We start from the raw sequence: 23,356 nt of genomic DNA on the forward strand, positions 1-23,356 counted from the left end.
TCACGACGTACGGATGCAGGCGAAGAGGTGGCGTCCGTAGTTGTCCTCGTACGGCGCCACGGCGTCCTGGTCGGGACCGAGGTCGATCACCTCGTCGAAGGTCGTGTGCTGGCGCAGGAAGGCCTCGACGTGGCCGGTGTCCCAGCCACCGAGCGAGGTGCGGAACCAACGCTCGTGCTCCTGCCCCGTGTCGAGGAAGAGGACCCGCCGGGTCGAGGCGTCCAGCCGGCGGGCGAGCTCCACCGCACTGCAGCCACCGCGTCCGAGCACGAAGTGGTGGAGCAGGCTGAAGCAGGACACGACATCCCACCGACGCGACGTCGTGGCCAGGATCTGCTCGGCGTCGCCGATCCGGATCCGGGTCGGGTCGAGGTCGTAGACGACACGACCGAGCTCCGCGCCCAGCGGGTCCCGCTCGAGGCCCTCCGCGGCGTAGCCCCGGATCCCCATCTGGTCGACGAACCAGCCGTAGCAGCTGGCGACGTCGAGGTAGGACGTACCGGGCGCGTCGAGGCCCCGATCGGCGAGGAAGGACGTCATCAGGTCGAGGCGGTCCGTGCACCGTCGCACCGTCGGCCACTGCGCCTCGAGCTCCGGCGAGGACACCGGCTGGTAGAGCTCACGCCCACCGTCCAGCCACGACATCCGGCGGAGCAGCTGCTGCAGCGGGGTGTCCACGTGTCCCCGGCGCACCCGGACGCGCACCGTGGAGACGCCCTCACGCACCAGTTGCGCGACACGGTGGTGGCCGTCCAGCAGCTGGTGGCAGTCGGAGTCGGCGATCGGCACGGTCAGCACCGGCATGCCCGGCGCGGAGTGGTGGTCGCCGGTGACCGCTGGCCCGCGGCCGCCGGTGGCGGCGTACTCGATGAACTGTCGTGCCTGGGCGAGGATCCCGGCGTGGTCGGCGGCCGCGAAGTAGCGGCCGGTGTGGCGGATGCACGCCATCGCCATCCGTCCGTAGGACGACTCGAGGATGTCCTGGTCGCTGAGTGGACCGAGGTCGGCGCGGTCGAGCAGCTCGACGTGCGGACTGTCGGCGATCTGGCGCGAGGGCCACAGCGGGTCGCCGTAGACCGTGGCGAACTGGGCGGCCGTCATGCCGTTCTGGCCGCCGAGGAGGAGCCGGTCGAGAGGCACCTCACGCGTCCCGGCGTGCCATCGGGTGACCCGGGCGAGTCGATGGCGGGTGGGCGCGGTGAGCACCGCTCCCTGGCCTCGTTGCGGGTGGGCGTCGATCATCGTGATGGTTCCTTCCTCCAGCTGGGGGTGTCGCCGAGCAGCAACGCCAGCGCGGCGTCGTGCGGCTCGAAGTGGTCCTGCAGGTGGTTCCTGAGGTCGTCGGGCAGCGGTGCCCCGGGGCGTTCGTTCCAGCGACCGACCTCCGCCGGCCGGTGGGACGGGAGCCCGAGGCTCCGCTGCAGATCGAGGTACGTCGTCACCGGGTCCGCGAACAGCCGGTTCGCATCCACGACATGGACCCGGTCGCGGCCGAGCTCGGCGACGAAGCGCGCGATCTGCTCGGCGTACTGGCTGCGCTGGAGGTAGCAGTGGTGGCGGTGGCCGAAGCTGGGCACGCCACTGTCGGCGGCGACCGCGGCGCCCAGCCCCCTGGTGCGTTCGGCCTCCTGGGTGACGGCGTCGGCGAAGGACAGCGTCTCGAAGCCGCGGGCGAACTCGTGGCGGTAGGAGGAGTAGGCGCGCTCGACGGGGTCCCGGACCATCACGACCACCTGGCAGCCGGGCAGGTCGCGAGCGATGCGAGCGGCCGCGAGCGGGTGGAAGAGGTAGTAGCCACTGCACTCGAAGGCCAGCGTCGCGCCGCGACGCAGACGGATGGGGAAGTGGGCGCGGTACCAACGGGTCCCGCGGGAGTAGTCGTCGTCGAAGTAGCCCGTGCCCTTGTTGATCGTCGGACGACGCAGCCTCGGGTGCTCACTGAGCAGCCGGAACAACGTGGTCGTGCCCGCTCGCTGCGCCCCGACGACGATGATCTCCGGTGGCGGTCGCAGGTCCGCAGTGAGGAATCCCCAGCCCAGCAAGGCTTTGCGGGCTCCGTTGAGCACGGGTCGCGGCAACCGCTGACGAAGCCGTCCGGCGAGTGCGCGGATCACGACGCCACCAGCCGGGAGCGGGTACGACGCAGACCACTGATCGCGATGTCCACGTCGAGCCGCTCACGGAACCGCCACACCACGGCGAGGTAGCCGAGCATCACGACCGCGCTCGTCGCCAGCCAGGACGCTGGTCCCAGGCCGACAATCCGGTCCGCGGCGAGCAACGGGCCGGCCACGCACAGGAGTGCGAGGGCGCCGGCAAGGACCGTCGCCCGGATGTCGGCGTGCATCCGCAGGTCGGACCGCAGCTGGACGATCGCCAGCAGGCACCGCACGACGACGGCGGCCACCCAGGCCAGGCCCGCCCCCACGATTCCCATCCGCGGCACCAGGACCAGGCAGAGGGCCACGTCGACGGCGAGGGCGACGAGGGTGTTGGCCAGGCTGCGTCCGCTGCGCCCCAGCATCAGCAGGAGGGTGTCGACCGGGCCCGACGCGACGGCGACCAGCATCCCGACAACCATGACGACCGCAACGACGGCGTTCTCGGTCGTGACATAGGCATCGCCGAACCAGCCGAGGTAGGCCGCCGGCGCAGCGACCACGCACAGGTAGACGGGCCAGGACAGCAGCACGCTCCAGCAGGTCGTCGTGCTGAAGACGCGGGACAGGGCGTCGCGATCGCGGTCGCCGTCATCGCTCCCGGCAAGGATCAGGGTGAACCTGGGCTGGACGACCGAGGAGACCGCCTGGTTCGCGAGCTGGCCGAACACGACGAAGCGGGTCGCCACGGTGTACGCCGCCGCGTGAGCCGGCGAGAGCAGCCACGCGACGAGCACGATGTCGAGCTTCTGGATCGCGATCTGCGCAATCCGTGCCGTCGCCCGTGGCCAGGTGAACGCCCAGAACGCCCGCCCGCTGATCCCCCCAGGATTCACGGACGGGCGTTCCACCGGCGGCTGGCCGACGCGAGCACGCAAGGATCGCGCGGCGAGCACCGAGGTCAGGACGTACGCGCTGGCCCAGACCAGTGCCAGCTCACTGTGCGGACGCCCGGTCGCCAGCACTGCTGCCACCAGCGCGAGCTGGACGCCGGGGCGCACCAGCCGCTCCACCAGGACGGTCGAGCGGAAGCTGGCGTGGGCCCGGACGGCGCCGAGGCAGAGGTCCGCCGCCGTCGCGAAGGGCAGCGCCCAGACGAGGGGCCGGGTGACCGGTGCAACGAGCGCGAGCAGGAGCGCGAGGCCCACGGAGGTGAGGAGAACGGGTGGGGCCACCACCCGCAGCAGTGGGCGGATGTCGGTTGGCTGCCCCGAGCGGAGCACGAACCGGGCCAGCCCCGTCTCGGTTCCCAGGCCGGCGGTCGCGGCCGCCATGAGGAAGAGGGAGGTGGCTGCGAAGAAGCGGCCTGCGGCATCCGGTGACAGGTTCCTGGTGATCACCAGCACCAGGCCGAAGGTGACGATCGTGCTGACCGTCGCGCCGACGAGGCTGCCGGCGCTCCCCCGGGCAACAGCACCCAGGTGGCGTCGTACGTCGTCGGCGGTGGCCTCAGCGCTGCGCATCCGGCTCCCCTTCCGAAGTCCCGACGCCGATCCCGCGGACCTCGACCAGTCCGAGGACGTCGCAGTCGCCGCGATCGGCCTCCTCCAGTGCACGCTCCACGTCGTTGCGGGTGGTGTGGAACGGGCTCACCTCCACCACCACGGCAGACGCGGCCGTCAGGACGGCTCGGCCCACGGGCGTCGTCAGGCCGGGGCACCTCACCACGACGACGTCGGCGCGCTTGGCCAGGTCGTGCAGGCTCCGCGCCATTCCTGCGGCGGTGACGAGGTCGGCCAGCTCGGACTCCGTCCGCTCCCGGTCCACCGCGGTCGGCTGCAGCCGGGTGACGAAGTGCTGCTGGTCGGAGAGCACCTCGTCGACCTCGACCTCCTCGAGGACGAGCTGCGCCACGGCAGCGACGTCCTCGGGCCGGCCCAGGTCGACGCTGACGACCTGGTAGCGCGCGTTGCCGAGGGAGGTCACCAGCGATCGGTGGAGGACGCTCGAGGCCCGGTCGGCGCGGGCGACCGCGACCACTCGCGGTCTGGCCGGTGCCACCGCGAGGACGGAGGAGCGCACCGCCGCCACGACACCGTCGTCGGGACGAACCGGCGCCCGCACCGCGCCGAAGGCCGGCGGGGGAAGGTCGGTGAGGTCGTCCAGGGACCTGATCGTGAAGGTCCGTACCCGACCGCTGCGCACACCCACCCACCCACCGGCGACCAGCAGGACCGCCAGTCCGGCCGACGCTCCGACGAGCGCCGGCTGGTGGAGGAGGCCCGGCGCGTTGACGCGGCCGGGCCGGACCACCTGGCCCGGGTCCAGGCTCTCGGACTCCGCTGTCACCAGCTGGGCGCGCAGGGAGCTGATCTGGAGGGTGAGCTCCTCGATCTGCTGTTCCAGCACGGGTCGCTGCGAGCTGCCCGAGGTCAACCGCTCGAGCTTGTCGATGGCCGCCGTGCGCTCGTCGGCACGGGCATCGACGAGCTCGTCGAGCCGCGAGGTCTGCTCGAAGACCGCCGACTCCGTCCGTGCGCGCCGGAAGGCAAGGTAGACCTCGGCGAAGGCGGACACCCGGGCCAGTGCCGTTTCTGCATCAGGTCCCGTGGTCGTGATCTCGAGCAGCTGCGTGTTGGGCGGGACGCTGACCTGGACGACCGCCAACAGATCGGCGGAGTCGCCTGCACTGTCGAGGCGGTCGAGGACGGCGCGAGCGACCGCCTCGGACCTGAGGACCTGTGCCTCGGTCTCGAGGTTGACCAGCTCGTCCCCGCGCCCGCCCGGGCTGTAGGCATTGCCGGTCAGCGGGTGCAACATCACCACTGCCGTCGCGCTGTTCTCCCCCTTGCGCTGCAGGGACCAGGCCGCGCCCGCCGATGCCACGACGACCACGAGGATGAACAGCAGCGCGACTGATCGCGCCGCCGGCACCCACGCCCGCCGACCACCTCTGTCATCGCCGCCCATGCCCACCTCCATGTCCGGGCCGCCGAAGGCCACATCATGGAGCGCGGTCGGGTGCTGTGAGGGTGCCGCCGACGGATACCCCCAATTTGTGGGACGTTGTGGCGCCCCGAGCAACCTGCCCAATATCGGTCATGCCGCAGGTCGCCCGGCACGGGCACGATCGCAGGGCCCTCGGAAATCCGGGGGCCATGCGAGTGCGGGGGCGTGAACAGATGGCTGCAGCAAGATCCCGACGGAGTCCCCATGCACGGTTGGGAAGGCGAGGTGCCTGGGCGGCGATCCCCATCCTCGTCGTCGCCTCCTTGCTGTCCGTCCCCGTACTCGCGCCACCCGCGGCCTCGGCCCCGGGCGAGGTGAGCTTCGTCGGCGCTGCGAGCACCGCCGGCAACCGCACGAGCCACACGGTCCGGGTCCCGGCCGCCGTCGAGCCCGGTGACGTCCTGATGCTGGTCCTGTCGACGAACTCGACGACGACGACCATCGGCACCGCGCCGGCAGGCTGGTCCCTGGCGGCCACCCGCGACGGCAACGGCATGCGGGGTCGACTCTGGACCCGCACCGCAGGTGCCACCGACGCGGACTCCGTCCTCACCGTCGCGACCAGCGCCGCCACGAAGTCCGTCATGAGTGTCGGCGCCTACCGCAGCACGGGGCAGGCACCGACGATCACGGCCACCGCCGGTGGCTCTGACCTGAGCGGCACCTCCCACGCGACTCCCGCCACCACGGTGGCGGACGCCGGCTCCTGGTTGGTGAGCGTCTGGTCCGAGAAGTCGTCGACCGACCTGACCTGGACCCTGCCCGCCGCCGTGCAGCAACGCCAGGCCGCCGCCGCGACCGGGAGCGGGAAGGTCAGCGCGGTCTGGGGCGACTCAGCAGGCCCCGTCCCGACCGGAGCGAGGCCCGGCCTCGCCGCGACCACCAGCGCAGCTGCGTCACGGACGGTGACGTTCTCGGTGGTCGTCAGCCCCGGCGTGCTCGTCAACGCCGAGCCCGACGCCTCCTTCACCGCCAGCTGCGACGGTCTCGTCTGCTCGTACGACGCCTCGGGCTCCAGCGACCCCGACGGCGACGACCTCACCTACGCCTGGTCCTTCGGGGACGGGACGACAGGAGCCGGACGCACCGCCCAGCACACCTACTCCTCCGCAGGACAGCGCACGGTCACCCTCGACGTCAGTGACGGCCAGGACACGGACCAGGCGACCCGGCAGGTCAGTCCGACGCCGTCGACGACGGTCGGCAGCCTGACCCACGTGGGATCGGCGAGCACCGCCGGCAACCGTCCGGCGCACTCGGTGACCGTCCCCAGCGCGGTGCTGCCCGGCGACCGACTCGTCCTCTTCCTCGTCACCAACACGACGTCCGGAGTGCTGGCCGACGACCTCGCCGGCTGGACCCTGCTGGAGTCGAGGAACGGCAACGGCATCCGCGGCCGCGCCTGGACCCGCGCGGCCACGGCAGCGGACGCGGGTCGGACCGTCACGGTGACCAGCGACAGCTACATCAAGTCCGCCATGACCCTCACGGCCTACCGGAGCACCGGTCCTGCCGTGATCTCGGCGTCCGTGGTCGGAGGATCCGACTCGCCGGCGACCAACCACACCGCCCCGTCGGTCTCCGTTCTCAGCACGGGATCATGGGTGGTCAGCGCGTGGGGTGAGAAGTCGAGCACGGACACGACCTGGACGCTGCCCGGCTCTGCGACGCTGCGCGGCCAGGCGGCATCGACCGGCACCGGCAAGGTCAGCATGGCCGTCGGCGACTCGAACGCCGGCCTCCTGGTCGGCCCTGCGCCAGCACGCACTGCCACCACCAGCACCTCGGTGTCGCGGTCGATGCTCTTCTCGGTCGTCGTCGACCCCGGCATCGACGCCACGGCCAGCAACGAGGCCCCGGTGGCGGAGTTCTCCACCGGGTGCGCCGGGCTGACCTGCGAGTACGACGCGTCGCTGTCCTTCGACCTCGACCACGACGACCTCACCTACCAGTGGACCTTCGGGGACGGGCAGACCGGGACCGGCGTGAACCCGGAGCACACCTACGCCACTCCGGGCATCCGCTCGGTCACCCTCACCGTCGGCGACGGCCACGGACACACGGACCAGGCGAGCGGCACCTCCGTCACGGTGCTGCCCAGCCCGCCGCCGGGCCACGCCCGTCTCGTGCCCGACGCGCCGCGGACCAACCAGCCGACGATCACCACGGGCGAGATCTGGGACATCGAGGTGGTCGGCAACCGGGTGTACGTCGCCGGGGGCTTCACCTCGATCCGCCAGCCCAACAACGGGGCCGTCGTCAACCAGTCCTTCCTCGCGGCGTACAACTGGAGCACGGGCCAGGTCGACACCCAGTTCCGTCCGGTCTTCACCGACGGCAGGGTCGATGCGGTCGAGGCCTCACCGGACGGGACGCGGCTCTACGTCGCGGGCAACTTCGGAGCCGTCAACGGTGTCAGCCGCAAGGCGATCGCCCGGCTGGATCCCGCAACGGGCGCGCCGATCGCGGCCTTCACGGCCAATGCCAACGGCAAGGCGAACGAGCTGGCCGTCACCAACTCCACCGTCTATGCGGGCGGTCGCTTCACCACCATCAACAACGTGCCCCGCAGTGCGTTGGTGGCACTCGACGGCCTCACCGGTGCCGTCCGGACCGACTTCGTCAACAACATCACTGGCGGCATCGGCACCAACGGTGAGCTCGCGGTCCAACGGCTCAAGCTGACCCATGACGAGGGTCGACTCCTCGTCGTCCACACCGGGCGCCAGGTGAACGGTCAGGACCGCTACGGCATCGCGATCATCAACACCCGGACCAACCGGCTCACGGCATGGAAGTCCTCGCTGTGGACCGACAACCTCCAGTTCGTCGGGGGCATCCAGCGCATCTACGGCGGCGACATCGGTCCCGACGACTCCTACTTCGTCGTCACCAGCGGATCAGGCGGGGACCGGCCGCCGATCAACGACACGGTGATCGCCTTCAAGCTCGACGCCGACCCCGACGCGCAACCGCTCTGGATCTCGCGGCACTTCGACTCCGTCTACTCGGTCGCTGCGACCGAGTCCGGCATCTACATCGGCGGACACTTCCAGTGGGCCGAGTCCGCGACGGCGCCCGTTCCGTGGCCGGGGCTCGACGACGTCGGCTACGGCACCGGCCAGGGACTCTCGGCCTACGCCCTCGGCGATGCCGTCGTGAAGAGGTTCCACCTCGCTGCCCTGGACCCCACCGACGGCCACGCCCTCGAATGGTTCGCGCCGTCGAACTCCTACGAGGGCGACAAGCACATCGAGGCGACCCCCCGAGGCCTGTTCGTCGGCGGCGACGGCAACACCAAGGGCAGCTACAACGTCGGCCGCGTCGCCTTCTTCGACTTCACCAACGTGACCGCCCAGAACGGCACCCAGACCGAGATCACCTCCCCGATCGAGGGCAGGATCGAGCCGGTCGACGAGCAGTTCGAGATCACCGGAACCGCCACTGCGGCGACCGGCGTGCAGCGGGTCGAGATCGAGGTCATGGACCGCTCGTCGGGCCGCTACCTCGCCGACGACCTGACCACATGGGGGTCGACCACCTCCAACACCATCAACGCGACCATCGATCCCGGCACCGGTGCCGCGCGGACCTGGCGTCTCCCCCTGCTCATGACGGCCAACCGCGAGCTGCTGGTGCGCGCCCGCGCGATCGCCGTGAACGGCACGGCCGACAGCACGAAGGCCGCCAAGAAGTTCGAGACGTTCGGCCTGTCCGACCAGCCACCCGACACGAGCGTCAACGGTCCCGGCAGCCCGGTCAGTGCGCTGACGTTCACGGTGACCGGTTCGGCCACCGACGACTTCGGGGTCAACGGGATCTCCTTCACCCTGCGTGACAGCCAGAACCGCTACCTCCAGGACGACGGAACCGTCTCGGCCACCTACAACACCTTCCAGGTCGAGCCCGACGTGGTCGGCGGCACCAGTACGACGTGGTCCCAGGAAGTCACCGTTCCCTACGAGGACGAGTGGTGGCTGCAGGCCAGGGCCTCCGACACGACCGGCCAGTCCGACCTGGACACCGCGGACCGCCGCTGGATCGTCACCGAGAACGGTCAGCCACCGACGGTGTCGATCACCCAGCCGGCGCTGATGGTGCCCCCCACCTCGACGCAGACCGTCGTGGTCACTCCGGGCCAGCCGCTGACCTTCTCCGGGTCGGCGAACGACGACGAGGCGCTGAGCGAGGTGTGGATCACGCTGCGCAACAACTCGACCGGGGAACGTCTCGCATCCGACGGCTCCTGGGGCACCGGGGTGATCGCCGGGTCGTACCGGATCTCGCCGGTGAACCTGAACCAGACCAGCTACGGCTGGACCTACACGACCCCGTTCGACCTCAGCCCCGGCACGTACAGCTTCACCGTCGGCGCCTCGGACCGGATCGGGCTCAGCACGTCGTCGAACAACCAGGGTCGACTGACCCTCAACGCCCAGATCCCGGGCGACACCCCACCCAACGGGCTGCTCGACGTCACCGGCACCGTCAACGGCGGCCAGGTCCTCGCACTCGACCTCGCCGGTTCCGCCACCGACGACCGAGGGGTCGACCGCGTGGGCATCGCCGTGCTCCACCGTGACACCAGCCGCTACCTGCAACCCAACGGCACCCTGTCCGCGACCTTCGCGACGATCGACGCCACCCTGGTGAGCCGCGGCGCCACCAGCACCCGGTGGAGCCTGTACGTGCCGCTGCCCACCCAGGGCGACTGGTCGGTCACGGCGTACGCGTTCGACACCGCAGGACAGCAGGACCCGTCGACCTCGGGGGCGACGGCGCGGTACCCGATCTACCCGGGCGACCAGCCCCCCGTGCTCAACGAGAGCCTGCTCAACCCCACCGAGGGCACGGTCTTCCCCGACGGCAAGATCTTCACCAGTGGGCGGGCCGAGGACGACCAGGCCATGTCGGAGGTGCAGGTCGCGGTCGTGAACGCCGCCGGCCAGTACATGAGCTCGTCGGGCACCTTCACCAGCACGAACGCCAGCTGGCGCACCGCGTTCCTCAACAGCCCCGGGACGCCCGGTTCCAACTTCTCGTACACGACACCGGTGATCCCGCCGGGCGCCTACACGGTCCGGGTCCGTGCGATCGACCAGCACGGCTTCATCAGCACCATCTACGAACGGCACGCCAGCGTCACCCATCCGCCCAACGAGCCGCCCGTACCGTCCTTCACCTTCTCGTGCGCGGAGAACGTCTGCACCTACGACGCGCGGACCTCGACCGACGAGGCGCCCGCGGCCCTCACCTACTCGTGGTCGTTCGGCAACGGCTCGGGCTCGGGGGCCGTGGTGACCCGGACCTACACCAGCGCAGCGACCTACACCGTCACCCTCACCGCCCGCGACGAGTGGGGAGTCACCGCGGCCACCTCGCAGACCGTCACGATCGCGGTCCCGGCCGGCAACCAGGCCCCCGCGCCCGTGCTCAACCCACCTGCCTGCGCGAACCTCTCCTGCAACTTCTCCGCCGTCGGGTCGAGCGACCCGAACGCCGGCGACACGATCAGCTATCGGTGGGTGTGGGCCGACGGTACGGCGAGCTCGACGTCGACCTCGCCGAGCCACACCTTCCCGGCTGCCGGGACCTACCTGGTGGAGCTGACGGTGACGGACGGATGGGGGACGGCCACCACGGTCAACCGGAGCGTGACCGTCGGCGGGCCCTGAGCCACCGGACAACCTCTCAGAATCCGGCGATCGTCCACCAGAAATCCAGTCCGGGAGGAGATTCTTTACCCGAAAGGGTCCGAACGGTCAGGAATGACGGACAATATTGGGTACGTTCGCAGGATTTCTACCCACAATTGCGCTAGTCACAGATACTGACCAGATGACCGGGACCCCCAAGGCCCCTCGGTCCAGCCGCTCCCCCAGGGCGGTTCCTCGGGTGGAAACAGGACGGCCGAACAGCACCAAGGCCCCTGCCATGGAGCGCTCGTCGCTGTGGTGGGCCTTCGGCCTCACCCTGCTCATCCTCCACCCCTACGCCGTCGTGTACGTCCTGATGGGAACCGACCAGCGACGCCTCGCCCTGGTGGGCGAGCTCTGCACCCTGGTCGCCGACCTCACGATCGTGTGCGCGGCGCTGTTGCTCACCCTCGACTCCCGCTTGGGCGGCAGCGCCCTGCGCGCCAGCATGGCGACCTGCCTGGTCCTGGTCGCCGTCCAGGACGCACCGGTGGCGATCCTCGCGATGGTCGACCCCGAGGTCGGTGCGCACTCCTACCGCCTGCACATCGGCCATCTGGCGGCCGTGCTGTTCGGCCTGGTGGTGCTCATCGCGGGACGTCGCGCGGTGCTCCCTCCGCGGAGCAGTCCGCTGGTCCTCGGGTTCGCGCTCGGGACTGTCCTGCTGGGCATGAGCATCGCCCTGTCCGCGACCGTGCCCGGCACCCTCGAGCTCGACGTCGACCGAGCAGGCGATCTCGTCGTCGTGGTGGTCGCCGCCGTCGGCGTGTGTGCGCTCTTCGTCCAGCTGCGCCGCTCCGGCCTGCCGCTCTGGGTCGCGAACCGTCTCGGCGTCGCTGTGCTGGCGATCTTCGGCGCCCGCCTCTACGCCACCGTCACCGACGCGACAGAGCCCCAGTTGCCTGCGGTCGCGGGCATCGTCGTCTTCAGCGCACTCTGTGCCACGACGGCCGCGGCGCTCCTGCGCCGCACCTTCGCCGAGTCGGCGACGCTCTCGCGTGGGTACGCCGACCGCGCGGCCGAAGCAGAGGCGACCGTCCGTCACGACCAGGAGCTCGCGCACGAGGTCCGCGCCGCAACGGCCGGCGTCGTCGCCGGAGCCCGCCTGCTCGCGAGCGGCCGGATTCCCGAAGGACCACGGCGTGACGCCATCGAGCACATGGTGGACGTCGAGGCCGCCCGTCTGGGCCGCAGCCTCGGCCCCTTGGCGGCCCCCTCCGGACCGGTCGCCATCGACGACGTCATCGGCCCTCTCGTCGTGGCACAGCGCGCGCAGGGCCACGAGGTCTCGTGGGAACCGTCCGGTCACGCCGTGGTCGTGCGGCGCGACGACCTGGCCGAGGTCGTGAACGTGCTGCTCAACAACGCCGCCCGGCACGGGGGGTCCCGGGACACCCGGGTCGCCGCGACCAACGTCGAGGACCACGTCGAGATCCGGGTGTCCGACCGCGGGCCGGGTGTCGCCACCGAGGTACGCGACCACCTGTTCCAGTGGGGCGCGCGCGGCCCCGACTCCCCCGGCGAGGGCATCGGGCTGCAGCGCGCCCACCGGCTGGCGCAGGAACACGGCGGCCACCTCCGCATGGAGACGTTGAACGAGCAGGGTGCCGCCTTCGTGTTCGCGCTCCGGGCGGCGGATGCCGGAGAGCTCGAGAAGAGCCTGCAGGGCTGGCCCGGATGATCGGCGCCGCCCAGGGCTCGACGCGCGTCACGATCGTCGACGACCACGCGCTCTTCGCGGAGTCGCTCGCCATCACGCTGGAGGCGGAGGGCTACGCCGTACGCCGGATCGACCTGACCCTCGACCACACCTCGCTCGCGAGCGTCCTGGCTGCGGTCGTCCGCACCTCCCCGCGGGTGGTCCTCCTCGACCTCGACCTCGGCCGGATCGGCGACGGCACGCGCCTCGTCGACCCGATCACCGCCACGGGCGCGTCGGTCATCGTCATGACAGGGAGCTCCGACCGGGTGCGGTGGGGTGAGTGCCTCCGGCGCGGTGCGAAGACGGTACTGACGAAGACCTGTCCGCTCGACCACGTCGTGACCAGGGTGCGACGGGCCGGGGACGGGCTGCCCCTGATGCCGCCGGAGGAACGGACCCTGCTGATCGAGATGGCGATTGCCGAGGACCGCGAGCTCCGCGCCATCCGGACCCGGCTCGAACGACTGACCAGGCGCGAGATGGAGATCCTCGGCGACCTGATGCACGGGCACCCGGTCAAGGAGATCGCGCGGACCTGCGTGGTCTCGGAAGCCACCGTCCGCACCCAGGTGAAGTCCATCCTGGCGAAGCTCGAGACCAGCTCGCAGATCGCCGCGGTCGGCGCGGCCTATCAGGTCGGCTGGCGCCCTCCGGGCGACTGAGATCACTCAGACCCCCGGATCTTTGCACCATTTGAGGCATGTCGCGCCGCTGCGGCGTCCCTAGGGTCGAGAGCGCTCCCCTCTCACTCGAACCTCTAGGAGACATCGCGATGCGGCTCCTCCTGGTCTGCTCCTCCGGCGGGCACCTGGCCCAGCTGATGTGCCTGAAGGGCTGGTGGGAGAAGCACGATCGCCACTGGGTCACCTTCGACACCGAGGACGCCGTCGCCAAGCTCGCGGGCGAGGACGTCACCTGGGCACACCACCCGACGACGCGCAACGCAGCCAACCTGGCCCGCAACTCCGCACAGGCCCGGAAGGTGCTTGCCGGCTACCGGCCGGACCTGATCGTCTCGACCGGCGCCGCGGTGGCCGTGCCGTACTTCTGGCTGCGCGAGCGCCGCCGGACCTCGACGGTCTACCTCGAGGTCTACGACCGCATCCAGACCCGCACACTCACCGGCCGGCTGTGCCGCCCTGCCACCGATCTCTTCCTCGTGCAGTGGGCAGAGCAGCAACGGCTCTACCGGTCCTCGGTCCTGGTCGGTGAGTTGTGGTGATGGACGACCCGAGGCCCCTGGTCGCCGTGTTCCTCGGAACCGACCACCATCCCTTCGACCGTCTGGTGCGCTGGGCGGCAGGGCTGGAGGAACGAGCCGGTGTCAGCGTCCACGTCCAGCACGGATCCACCACACTCCCGCCGGGTCTCCCCGGGGCGTCGATGCTGGCGCCCGAACCGATGGACGACCTGCTGCACCGCGCGAGCGCGGTCATCACGCATGCCGGGCCGGGATCGATCATGGATGCCCGCGACCACGGCCACGTCCCGATCGTGGTGCCCCGCGATCCGCACCTCGGCGAGCACGTCGACGACCACCAGCTCCGGTTCGCCCGGTTCATCGCACGCTCGGGAGCGATCATGACGGCGTACGACGAGGACGAGCTGGCGGCGCGGGTGCGCATGTCCGTCCTCGTCGGTCGCCCCAGGACGGCGGTGGTGCGACCCACCGCGACGCTGGACCGGTTCGAGCAGCTGATCGACAGGCTCGTCCGACGATGAGTGTGCTGCCGACGTGGGCGCCCGCTGCGCGGCGGCGCGAGTCGGCGCCGAAGCCCCGGGTCGCCAGGGTGGAGCGACGGCTCGGCCGACTCCTCCTCCTGGTGGACACGGTCGCCGCGACCGTCGCCGTCGTCGTCGCCATGCTGATCCCCGGAGGCGTCGAGCGCGGCGCCGAGGCGCTGCTCTTCGTGCCCGCCTGGCTGGGAGCGGTCACCGCCGTCGGCGAGTACAGCCAGCCCGGCATCCTGGCCGCCCGGACCCGCCGGCTCGCCTTCGTCTCGATCATGCTCCCCACCGCGGTCCTGGCCGGAACGGACGTCCTCGGCTACCCGCTGTCGGCCAGCACCGTCCTCGCCGTGTGCGTCCTGGCCGCGATCCTCGGAATGCTCGCCCGGGCCCTGGTGGTCGCCAGCGCCCGACACGGCTTCCGGGTCAGCGACGTCACCCACCGCGTCGTCCTCGCCGGAAGCGGGCCCAGTCTCCCGCTGATCCGGGCCCGGCTCGAGAGCGAGCGCCGGCACCGGTTCCAGGTTGTCGGCGCCTGCGTGGCCGGCGACGCCGTCTGGGATCCGGGTGACGTCGTCATCGGCGCAGGCCTGGACCGGTGTGCCGAAGTCGTTCGCGGATGCGGCGCCGATGCAGCCGTCATCGCACCCGACCCTGCCATTCCGGCCGCTGACTTCCGCCGACTCTGCTGGGCGCTCGAGGAGGTGGGCATCCGGATCTTCGTCTGGACAGGGCTGCACGACGCGCCGACAGGACGTACTGCGCTCGACGTGACCGACGACCTCGCCATGCTGCACCTGCGCGCACCCCGGCGCCTTCGCCCGTCCTTCGCCGTGAAGCGGCTCTTCGACCGGGTGGCCGCCGTCACCGCCCTGCTGCTGCTCAGTCCGCTGCTCGTCGGGCTCGCCGTCGCCGTACGACTCGACTCGCCGGGGCCTGCCTTCTTCCGGCAGACCAGGGTCGGGCGCGACGACAGCCGCTTCTCGATCTGGAAGCTGCGCACGATGTGCTTCGACGCCGAGGCCCGACGCAGCGAGCTCGTCGCGCAGAACGAGGCCTCCGGGCTGCTGTTCAAGGTGCACCAGGATCCGCGGATCACCCGTCTGGGGCGCTGGTTGCGGCGCACCTCGCTGGACGAGCTCCCCCAGCTGATCAATGTCGCGCTCGGCCAGATGTCGCTCGTCGGCCCGCGACCTGCCCTGCCCTCTGAGGTCGACCAGTACCCACCCGACGTCCGGCACAGGCTCGTGGTCGAGCCGGGCATCACCGGCCTGTGGCAGGTCTCGGGACGCTCGGACCTACCTTGGAACGAGGCCATCCGCCTCGACCAGGAGTACGTCGACAACTGGTCGTTCCTGCTCGACATCAGGATCCTGCTCCGCACGATCCACACCGTCTGCCTGGGGCGCGGAGCCTACTGAGAGCTGGCCGCCACCTCGCGGTGGTCGGTCCTCCGCAAGTAGACGTTGAGCAGCACGCTCGAGATCGCTGCCCACACGCACCACAGCGAGATGACGGCCGTCTGGTCGAGCCACACCAGCAGGGCCGCGGCCGCGATGTTCGCGACGCCGAAGACCTGCAGCGACGTCGGCCTGGCGATCAGGCCCGGGACGCAACAGGCGAGCACGTAGAGCGCGAGAGTGATCTCGACGTAGGGCAACCCCACGTTGTAGACGATGTGGTGCCCCTCGATCCGCTTGCCCACGGGCCCCTCGACCAACGACGCGAAGTGCGACAGACCTGCCGCCGTACCCGCGAGGACGAGGGCTGTCCCGAGCCGCCGGGATCGTCCGGTGCCCAGCACCAGGAATGCGATGGGGACGACGATCGGGACCAGGGTCAGCGCGATCAGGACATAGATCCAGGCCGCCACGTCGCCCGTGCAGGACGACACCTTGCCCTGCAGGTCCCACCACACCAGCGTCTCGATCAGCTGGTGCACGCCGAACAGCACCGGGAGCGCCGCGATCGGCAGCTGGCGCCGGTCACTGACGTGTCGCAGGGCGTCGATGCCGACCACGGTGATGACCGCTCCGACGGCGAGATCCATCTCAGGGGCGAAGCACACGGACGTCAGTCTCCACTCCGGAGCAGCAACCGCCTCGGGTGGGTCACCACCGGACCCCGCCCCGTGGCGACTGGCACCTGAGTAATTCCTACGCAGCGCACCCTCGTCCAGACCCCGCCACGCTGTCCTCCACGTCGCCGGTCCGGTCCGGCGGGATCGAGGAGATGAACCGTGCGCAGTTTCGTCGGAGCCGTCGTGCTCAGCGTTGTCCTGGTGTCCGCGTCGGGTTGTGGGGACGACGGGGGTGGCGCCTCCGGGCCGGGAGGGTCGGCCGATGCCGGGACGTCGTTGGGGCCCGACCTGGCACAGAAGCCGGACGGCTGGCCCGACGACATCACTCTCCCCCCACAGACGCAGATCACGGCGAACCTCGTCGAGGAGGCGTCCGAGGGTCGCACTCGTCGTACGGTCAATGCGAAGACCCTGCTGTCTCCCGAGGACGCGCACGCGTTCTATGCGGACCTGTTGGCGGACTGGTCCGCCACGGGCGGCGAGCCCGGCAGCGTGATCTCCGGAGCATGGACCTCGGGCGATCGCTCGGTCAGCACCACCGCCGCCGACGCAGGCGACACGACGACGCTGACCGTCACGGTGACTGAGCCGTGATCACCCGCCTGTGGCTTCGTGGGGTCGCCCTGGTCCTCGCGATGCTCGGTCCCCTGACCAGACCCCCTGCCCGGAGTCGCCATCGCGGACTCACTGCCACGATCTGGTCGGGGGGCCTGTTGGCCCTGGTGCTCACCCTGGGCGCGTGCTCCGAGGACATCGGGGAGAAGGTGGCCGAGAAGATCGCCGAGGAGCAGATCGGCGACGGCGCCGAGGTCGATGTCGACACGGGCAGTGGAGAGGTCCGCATCGACGACGGGAGCGGCAGCTCCTACATCAGCGGCACCCAGCTGCCGGAGGACTTCCCCGCCGAGGTTCCGCTCATCGAAGGAGAGATCCTGACGGGAGCGGCGGTGAAGGAGAACGACAGCGCCGTCTGGACGGTGACCGTCCAGGTCGCCGGCGACGCCCAGGAAGCGTTCGACGAGGCCGTCCGGCTGCTGGAAGGTGCCGGATTCGAGCTGGCGACCGAGCTGCAGGCAGGCCTGTACGGCGGCCAGCTCGACAACGGGACGTGGGACGTCGTCCTCGCTGCGTACAGCGACCCGGATGCCGGGAACACGGCGGTCATCTACACCGTGGGAGACACCAACCGATGATGGCGAACGTGTCGACGCGACCGGTGGTGCTCGGCGTCGTCGTGCTGGTCCTCCTCGCCGGATGCGGCGCCGATGACGCCACCTCGGAGACCACGCCCGTCTCTCCCCCGTCGGCTTCCCCGGCGTCTCCCTCGACGTCCGGCTCGGGATCGTCCCTGCCCTCCGCCGGGGACTGGGAGACGTCGTACGGGCCGCTGAGGTTCACGGTGACGGATCAAGAGTTCAGCGGCACCTACGACGGGGAGAACACGATCGCCGGGACCGTCGACGGCGCGCAGGTGGCGGGCGAGTGGTTCGAGTCGTTGAACTCCGTGGCGTGCGAGGAGGAGCGTGGCGGGACCGCCCACTGGGGAACCTTCACCTTCGCGTTCTCCGCCGACGGCAACACCTTCGAGGGCACGTGGGGCTACTGCGACGGCGCGCAGGAGAGCGCCTGGTCCGGCGAACGTGCTCCCGACGCCGAGCTGTCGTGACGGACGCCGGCCGCGGCCATCAGCCGGGCTGCTCCTCGAGCGCGGAGCGCAGCTCGGTCCTCCCGGACACGCCGAGCTTGCGGTAGACCTTCGCGAGGTGGTTGTCGACCGTGCGGACCGAGAGTCCGAGCTGCTCGCCGATCTCCTTGCTGCGCACCCGTTGAGCCGCGAGGTGGGCGATCTCGATCTCCCGCCGGCTGAGGAGGACACCCGACTCGGGCCACGAACCGAGCAGGTGAACCGAACGCAGCACCGCAGCCGTACGCCGGTCCCGGACGGCCGCGTCGTGGCGCCCCGACTCCTGGTGCAGGCGTGCTGCCTGCTCCCAGGAGTCGGCAGCACGGCCCACGAGGCCCGTCTCCTCGAGGGCGACGGCCGCAGCCGACAGGCGCTGCGCCGATCCGTCGACCTGGGCCGAGGCCCGGGTGGCCAGCAGCCGGGCAACGCCTCCCCGGCCACCGAGCTCGAGCAGCTCGTCGGCGAGACCTGGAGAGCGGCACATCATCCATGCCTCGTCGAGAGCGAGCACGCCGAGGTGGCCGTGACTTTCAGCGAGGGCGCGGCGAGCGGCGACGACGAGAACGTCCGGTCCTGACCTGGTGGCCGCAACGCGGGCCAGGTGCAGGGCAACCTTCACATCGGGTTCGTCCGCTGGATCCGGTGGTTCCAGACCGGTCTGCCCACGCCGCGCCGCCACCGCGAGCACGAGAGCCTCGGCCGTCGTACGCAGGCCGGTGAAGTCGTGCCACGCGAGGTGGCGCACCGCGCGCCCGCCCAGTACGGCGGCATCGTCGAGGCGTCCGGTGTGCAACGCGAGCTCGGCCGCGGCGTACTCCCACATCCCGAGCTCGTATCCAGCCGCCCGAGCGGCGGCATCGCGCCTCGACGTGGACAACTCCTGCGCCCTCGCCAGCTCGCCGTCGAACACGAGCGCGAGAAAACGCGAGAGCTCCAGGAGATGCCCGGAGCTCGCCGGAGCGACGGTGGTGCGTGCGAGTGCCCGAAATCCGGCTGCGACCTCCTGCTCTGCAGCGCTCCTGCTGCCGTCGAGACTGGCGATCATCGCACCGATCACGGCGGCGCCGACGGCTCCAGCAGCGTCCACGTCCGCGGCATCGACGTCGGGGGCTGCGACGTCGGTCTCCCCGGCCATCAGCCGCCACTTGACCAGGCCCGTGGCGATCAGATCCTTGGTCCGGCTCCCGACGGGTTCGGACAACAGCGAGGTCACGGCGGCGACCGCGACCGCCGCGTCGCCGTGTCGAACGGCGTGCAGGACGCCCAGCTCGTGGGCCAGGCGGACCAGCAGGTCGTCGTGGTCCGGGCGAGTCCGGTCGCCCGCCAGGAGTGCTCGCGCGCGGTCGAGGCACGCACCGGCGGCCTCGAGCTGCCCGGCCGCCGACGCCTCCGCACCGCGCAGCAACTGGGTGGCGGCGAAGTCGTTCGGGGCTGCCGCGAGCAATTCGGCCCGTTCCGGCGTGGTCAGCGCAGGCTGTTGGGCAGCAGCGAGGATCGCGCCCGCCGGCGGTGGGGACCCAGCGCGCACCGCCAACAACGCCGAGCGTGCCCGCCCGCTGTCGTCGCCGGAGACGGCCGAGAACACGGAGAGCGCCTCCGCTGCGCGCAGCCTGCCGAGAGACGGCGGCGTCGCGGCGAGGACGAGGTCACGGTCCAGGTGCCGGGCGAACCCGATCATGCCCGCGTCCTCCCGCAACACACCGTCGCTGAGCAGGCGGTCCATGCCCCCCACCTGCCGGACCGCGTCCGCCGGGACGTCGCCAGCGACGGCCACGACCTCGGCGGCTCGGCGCACATCCGGGGCAAGCAGCGCGGGGTCGAGGAACCACCGGCCCAGCTCGGCCGCTCCTGGCTGCGTCCAGCGCAGCTCCACTCCTCCGGGGGTGGGCTCGGGCACGGCGTACTCGAGCAGCGCCACCGCCACGGCAGGCCGTCCCTCGCACCGGGCCAGCAAGGAGGCGGCGGCACCAGCGGAGAGCTCGCCACCCACGCGGGCGGTGGCGAGGGCCAGGATCTCGTCCGGGCTGGCGGGGGCGACCTCGATCAGCTCCCAGCGGCCGTCGGCGATGCCGTCCCGAATCGCTCGCGGCAGGCTCACGAGGTCGGCGGCGACCAGCACGACGCTGGCTCCGGCCCGCGCCAGGTGGGAGACGAGCACACCTGAGGCACTGTCGAGGTCGTCGGCGTCGTCGACCACGACACAGGCCGCGGCCTGTGGATCCGCGAGCAGGCGTGGGAGCCGGGTGTAGGCGAGCAGGGCGAGCGAGGGGTCGGCGGCTCCGACCGCACCGTCGAGCTGGTACGACGACAGCACCGGCGCGAAGGGAGCGAGGGGAAGCCCAGTGGTGCCGTCAGCGCCGAGAACCTCCACGATCACGCGCCCAGCAGCGCGCAGCGCTTCGGCGACCAGCCGCGCGGTGTGGGTGCGTCCGCCACCGCGAGCCACCCGGATCACCACCGGGCGTCCGCCCGTCGCGGCCGCGGCCGCCCTCGTCACGGCCTCCCGTTGGTCCACGGAGAGGATTCTGCGGGCGATGCCGACCCGCGCACTCCCGTTCGGCGCAAGTTGAGTAGAACCTACTCACGCTCGGACGGCCCTCGACTACGACGCGAAGAGCGTCCGCAGCTCGGTCCTGCCGGAGACGCCGAGCTTGCGGTAGATCCGGGCCAGGTGGTTGTCGACCGTGCGCACTGAGAGCACCAACCGTTCGGCGATCTCTCGGCTCGACAGCCGGTCGCATGCAAGGTCGACGACCTCCCACTCACGATCGGTCAGAAGATCGGCGTCGCCGATCTGCCACGGCCGGACGTCGGTGCGCAGCTCCAGCTCGCGACGAGTCCGCTGGAGCCGTCGCAGCAGCTCCGGCCGGGTCCGCGCAGCAGGCATCGCCTCGGCAACGCGCAGGACGTCGACGGAGGTCGCCTCCATGCCTGCCTGTGCGAGACGTCCCGCTGCGGAGTGAACAGCCTCCGGCTGGCCCGCCCCGAGCGCGTTGCCCACTGCTGTCAGCGCGTCGTACAGCCCGAGGCCGGGGCCGACCCGGTGGTGGATGTGGGCCAGCAGGTCAGCTGCCTGCGTGGCCTGGTCGAGACGGAAGCACACCGAGAGCGAGATCGCTGCGACGAGGTCGTGCCCGGCGTCAGCGGCGACCCGCGCGGCCGCGAGGACGGTGCGTGCCGCCACTGCGGGGTCGCCCGCCAGCGCCGCCACCCAGGCCAGGGCCTCGGAGCGCTGCATCGCGGTCTTGGGATCGGCGATCTGGGACGGACGAAGTGTCGCGAGGCGGGCCATCGCCACCTCGCCGCGGCCGAGCTGTGCCTCCACGTTGGCCTGGAGCGCCACAGCGAATCCGTGGAATCCGAGCGGATCACGCCACCCCAGCTGCTCGACGGCCAGCTCGGCCAGAGCCAGCGCATCGGCCAGCCGGCCGCCGTACATGCGATGGATGCCGAGGGTCAGTGACCACATCCCGACCGAGTCCGGGTTGCAGACGACCCGCTGCTCCTCGCACACCCCGGCAGCCTCCTCCCCGCGGCCCTGGGAGAGCAGAAGGAAGTAGCGCTGGATGTGCACCATCGCAGCTGCGAACGGATCGAGGATGCCCTGCTCGCGCTCGATGCGGGTCAGGACGTCGGCGGCCTCACCGCCCAACCGGCCGCCCATCGAGTCGAGCATGACCGCAGAGATCGCCCCCCGGACAGCCACCTCGGGCGCGGAGTCGTCGGCCGGCGCGAGGACACTCTCGGCCTCGTCCGGCAGCTCGCCATTGAGGATCCGCCACGTCCGGATCTCTGGATCGAGCAGTCCGCGATCCTTCGCCTCGATGCGCGGTGCGAGGCGGGTCGCGAGCGCGAGCGCGGAACGGACGTCGAACCGGCGGTAGGCGTGGTGGCTGCCGCAGCGGGAGACCAGCAGGGCCAGGTCGGCGGACGTTGTCGCGACCGTCTCGGCGAGGACGAACGCAGCATCGGCGCGGTCCAGACGACCGAGGAACGACAGCGCGCTGGCCTCGTCGACGGCCGTCCCGAAGGCGGTCGGCTCGTCCTGTCCTGCGGCGCGCAACCGATCGGCGAGCTCGTGGGCCATCAGATGCGCCCCCATGGAGTAGGCGCGTCGGACGGCCCATGCGATGTCGTCCAGGTCGGCGCCCAGGGCCGTGTCGCACCGCAGCCGGACAGCCGTGAACCGCAGGTCCTCGTCGTCGCCGTCCTCGAGCCTGCCGGCGACCCGGTGGACCACAGCATCGCGCTGAGGAGGATCCATGCTCTCGAGGACGACTTCGCCGAAGGTCGGGTGGGCGACGCGCAGGACGTCGTCATGATCCTCGATGAACCCGCGACCGATCAGGTCGTCGGCGATTCGCTGTTCGCCGGGGACAGGCAGCAGCACCGCCCGCGGCGCCGATGCCCCGAGGGCGACGAGCTGCACAACGGCCATCTCGTCCGGAGCCAGCTCGTTCAAGCGGTCGGCGATCGTGGTGTGCAGGTCGCGTGGCAGCGCCACACCGTCGATCTCGACGCCGGCGCCGACGCGGCGCAGCAGACCCCGCCGCTCGGCGAGGTCGACCAGCTCACGCAGGTGCAGGGGGTTTCCGCCCGTCTGCTGGTGGAGCCGGGTGACGTCGTCGGGTCGGACACTCGCCCCGAGTCGGCCTCGGAGGAGGTGATCGACGTCGCCGCGGCTCATCGGCTCGAGATCGATCATGTCGAGAGCGTCCTCGATGACGAGTCGTTCCAACGGCCCGGTGAGGCCGTGCTCGGTACGCCCGGTCATGATGACCGGCACGCCGAAGGCCCGCACCAACTGGTGGAGGACGGCGCCGGAGGCGCCGTCGAGGAGGGGCGCGTCGTCGACGACGAGGAGGACTTCTCGAGCTCGGGTCCCGATCGCGGCGATCAGGTCACGTGCGGTCAGCCCCGCTGGCTCGCGGTAGCGCAGGCCGAGCTCGCGCAGCAAGGGGACGAAGGGCGCCAGCGGGGCGTCGTGGAGCTCGGCCAGTCCGACGACCGACAGCACCGTCGTACCCGTGCCCGACCACCGTGCGGCCGACCGACGGGCCATGGTCGTCTTGCCGATCCCGGAAGTGCCGCGCAGCAGCACCGGGCGCGGCGGTGTCGAGGTGAGTGATTCCTCGAGCCGACCTTCAGCCTCAGGACGGTCGAGGATGGGCCACGGCATGGCCGGAGCATAGGAGATCGGCAGCAGCGCCGTGTCCCAGATCCGCTCCTGGCGCGCCTCCTTCGCATGCAGCGGGGACGGTGCACCCGACCAGCCTCGACGTCTCAGGAATCGACTGGGTCGTGGCGCGCTCGTTGGTGCTGGTCGTTACGCAGGTTCAGCATCGGACTGCTCTGCAC

The 23,356-nt window shown here is 71.1% G+C and carries 16 protein-coding genes; 9 read left to right on the forward strand and 7 right to left on the reverse strand.

Translation table 11 applies throughout. The annotated features are described in order from the left end of the window. Genes ASE01_RS00390 through ASE01_RS00405 form a run of 4 tightly spaced genes read right to left on the reverse strand, consistent with a single transcriptional unit; the run spans position 1 to position 5,069 of the window. Entirely contained in the window at positions 1–1,242 is a 1,242-nt protein-coding gene (locus ASE01_RS00390; RefSeq protein WP_056747669.1) for a hypothetical protein, read from the reverse strand. Then, positions 1,239–2,114 carry a sulfotransferase family protein gene (locus ASE01_RS00395; RefSeq protein ID WP_056747671.1) on the reverse strand — a complete coding sequence of 292 codons (876 nt, stop codon included), beginning with the start codon at positions 2,112–2,114 and terminating at the stop codon, positions 1,239–1,241. Before ASE01_RS00395 ends, ASE01_RS00390 begins: the two co-directional genes overlap by 4 nt. Next, positions 2,111–3,622 (reverse strand): polysaccharide biosynthesis C-terminal domain-containing protein, encoded by a 1,512-nt coding sequence (locus ASE01_RS00400; RefSeq protein WP_056747673.1) that lies wholly within the window; start codon positions 3,620–3,622, stop codon positions 2,111–2,113. The genes ASE01_RS00395 and ASE01_RS00400 overlap by 4 nt, the downstream gene beginning before the upstream one ends. Continuing rightward, a complete protein-coding gene (locus ASE01_RS00405) occupies positions 3,609–5,069 on the reverse strand; it encodes a hypothetical protein (RefSeq protein ID WP_157537015.1) in 1,461 nt (486 codons plus the stop codon). Before ASE01_RS00405 ends, ASE01_RS00400 begins: the two co-directional genes overlap by 14 nt. 251 nt (positions 5,070–5,320) lie before the next feature. Here ASE01_RS00405 and ASE01_RS00410 point away from each other — a divergent pair, with 251 nt between their 5' ends. The 6 genes from ASE01_RS00410 (at position 5,321) to ASE01_RS00435 (ending at position 15,655) form a co-directional block, all read left to right on the forward strand. Continuing rightward, positions 5,321–10,783, forward strand: coding sequence for a PKD domain-containing protein (locus ASE01_RS00410; protein WP_056747679.1), 5,463 nt, complete (start codon positions 5,321–5,323; stop codon positions 10,781–10,783). Between the two features lie 259 nt (positions 10,784–11,042). Next, positions 11,043–12,485: a sensor histidine kinase gene (locus tag ASE01_RS00415; protein WP_056747681.1), complete on the forward strand. Its 1,443-nt coding sequence runs from the start codon at positions 11,043–11,045 to the stop codon at positions 12,483–12,485. After that, positions 12,482–13,168 (forward strand): response regulator, encoded by a 687-nt coding sequence (locus ASE01_RS00420; protein ID WP_056747684.1) that lies wholly within the window; start codon positions 12,482–12,484, stop codon positions 13,166–13,168. Before ASE01_RS00415 ends, ASE01_RS00420 begins: the two co-directional genes overlap by 4 nt. A 110-nt stretch (positions 13,169–13,278) precedes the next feature. After that, on the forward strand, positions 13,279–13,728 hold the full coding sequence (locus tag ASE01_RS00425; protein WP_056747686.1) for a polysaccharide biosynthesis protein: 450 nt from the start codon (positions 13,279–13,281) through the stop codon (positions 13,726–13,728). Then, entirely contained in the window at positions 13,728–14,228 is a 501-nt protein-coding gene (locus ASE01_RS00430) for a glycosyltransferase (RefSeq protein ID WP_157537016.1), read from the forward strand. Before ASE01_RS00425 ends, ASE01_RS00430 begins: the two co-directional genes overlap by 1 nt. Then, entirely contained in the window at positions 14,225–15,655 is a 1,431-nt protein-coding gene (locus tag ASE01_RS00435; RefSeq protein ID WP_082605679.1) for a sugar transferase, read from the forward strand. Before ASE01_RS00430 ends, ASE01_RS00435 begins: the two co-directional genes overlap by 4 nt. On the opposite strand, the gene ASE01_RS00440 is transcribed toward ASE01_RS00435, so the two are convergent. After that, positions 15,649–16,302 (reverse strand): DUF6629 family protein, encoded by a 654-nt coding sequence (locus ASE01_RS00440; RefSeq protein WP_157537017.1) that lies wholly within the window; start codon positions 16,300–16,302, stop codon positions 15,649–15,651. The two genes, ASE01_RS00435 and ASE01_RS00440, sit on opposite strands and share 7 nt — an antisense overlap. Before the next feature lie 171 nt (positions 16,303–16,473). Here ASE01_RS00440 and ASE01_RS00445 point away from each other — a divergent pair, with 171 nt between their 5' ends. Genes ASE01_RS00445 through ASE01_RS00455 form a run of 3 tightly spaced genes read left to right on the forward strand, consistent with a single transcriptional unit; the run spans position 16,474 to position 17,980 of the window. Next, on the forward strand, positions 16,474–16,908 hold the full coding sequence (locus ASE01_RS00445) for a hypothetical protein (RefSeq protein WP_056747695.1): 435 nt from the start codon (positions 16,474–16,476) through the stop codon (positions 16,906–16,908). Beyond that, entirely contained in the window at positions 16,905–17,507 is a 603-nt protein-coding gene (locus ASE01_RS00450) for a hypothetical protein (RefSeq protein WP_056747698.1), read from the forward strand. Before ASE01_RS00445 ends, ASE01_RS00450 begins: the two co-directional genes overlap by 4 nt. Before the next feature lie 8 nt (positions 17,508–17,515). Then, a complete protein-coding gene (locus tag ASE01_RS00455; protein ID WP_157537018.1) occupies positions 17,516–17,980 on the forward strand; it encodes a hypothetical protein in 465 nt (154 codons plus the stop codon). Between the two features lie 19 nt (positions 17,981–17,999). Here ASE01_RS00455 and ASE01_RS00460 read toward each other — a convergent pair whose 3' ends face one another. Together ASE01_RS00460 and ASE01_RS00465 are read right to left on the reverse strand one after the other, a co-directional pair. Further along, complete coding sequence (locus tag ASE01_RS00460) at positions 18,000–20,513, reverse strand: helix-turn-helix transcriptional regulator (RefSeq protein ID WP_157537019.1); 2,514 nt, start codon at positions 20,511–20,513, stop codon at positions 18,000–18,002. A gap of 87 nt (positions 20,514–20,600) precedes the next feature. Next, positions 20,601–23,177, reverse strand: coding sequence for a LuxR C-terminal-related transcriptional regulator (locus ASE01_RS00465; protein WP_082605680.1), 2,577 nt, complete (start codon positions 23,175–23,177; stop codon positions 20,601–20,603). Positions 23,178–23,356: the final 179 nt, after the last annotated feature.

Source organism: Nocardioides sp. Root190 (genome assembly GCF_001428565.1).
In the GTDB taxonomy this organism is placed as follows: Bacteria; Actinomycetota; Actinomycetes; order Propionibacteriales; family Nocardioidaceae; genus Nocardioides.

What these genes read in the sequence shown, in the direction of transcription:
- ASE01_RS00390 (WP_056747669.1), bottom strand. Translation starts at nt 1,242, where the DNA reads ATGATCGACGCCCACCCGCAACGAGGCCAGGGAGCGGTGCTCACCGCG.
- ASE01_RS00400 (WP_056747673.1), bottom strand. Translation starts at nt 3,622, where the DNA reads ATGCGCAGCGCTGAGGCCACCGCCGACGACGTACGACGCCACCTGGGT.
- ASE01_RS00405 (WP_157537015.1), bottom strand. Translation starts at nt 5,069, where the DNA reads ATGGGCGGCGATGACAGAGGTGGTCGGCGGGCGTGGGTGCCGGCGGCG.
- ASE01_RS00415 (WP_056747681.1), top strand. Translation starts at nt 11,043, where the DNA reads ATGGAGCGCTCGTCGCTGTGGTGGGCCTTCGGCCTCACCCTGCTCATC.
- ASE01_RS00420 (WP_056747684.1), top strand. Translation starts at nt 12,482, where the DNA reads ATGATCGGCGCCGCCCAGGGCTCGACGCGCGTCACGATCGTCGACGAC.
- ASE01_RS00425 (WP_056747686.1), top strand. Translation starts at nt 13,279, where the DNA reads ATGCGGCTCCTCCTGGTCTGCTCCTCCGGCGGGCACCTGGCCCAGCTG.
- ASE01_RS00430 (WP_157537016.1), top strand. Translation starts at nt 13,728, where the DNA reads ATGGACGACCCGAGGCCCCTGGTCGCCGTGTTCCTCGGAACCGACCAC.
- ASE01_RS00435 (WP_082605679.1), top strand. Translation starts at nt 14,225, where the DNA reads ATGAGTGTGCTGCCGACGTGGGCGCCCGCTGCGCGGCGGCGCGAGTCG.
- ASE01_RS00465 (WP_082605680.1), bottom strand. Translation starts at nt 23,177, where the DNA reads ATGCCGTGGCCCATCCTCGACCGTCCTGAGGCTGAAGGTCGGCTCGAG.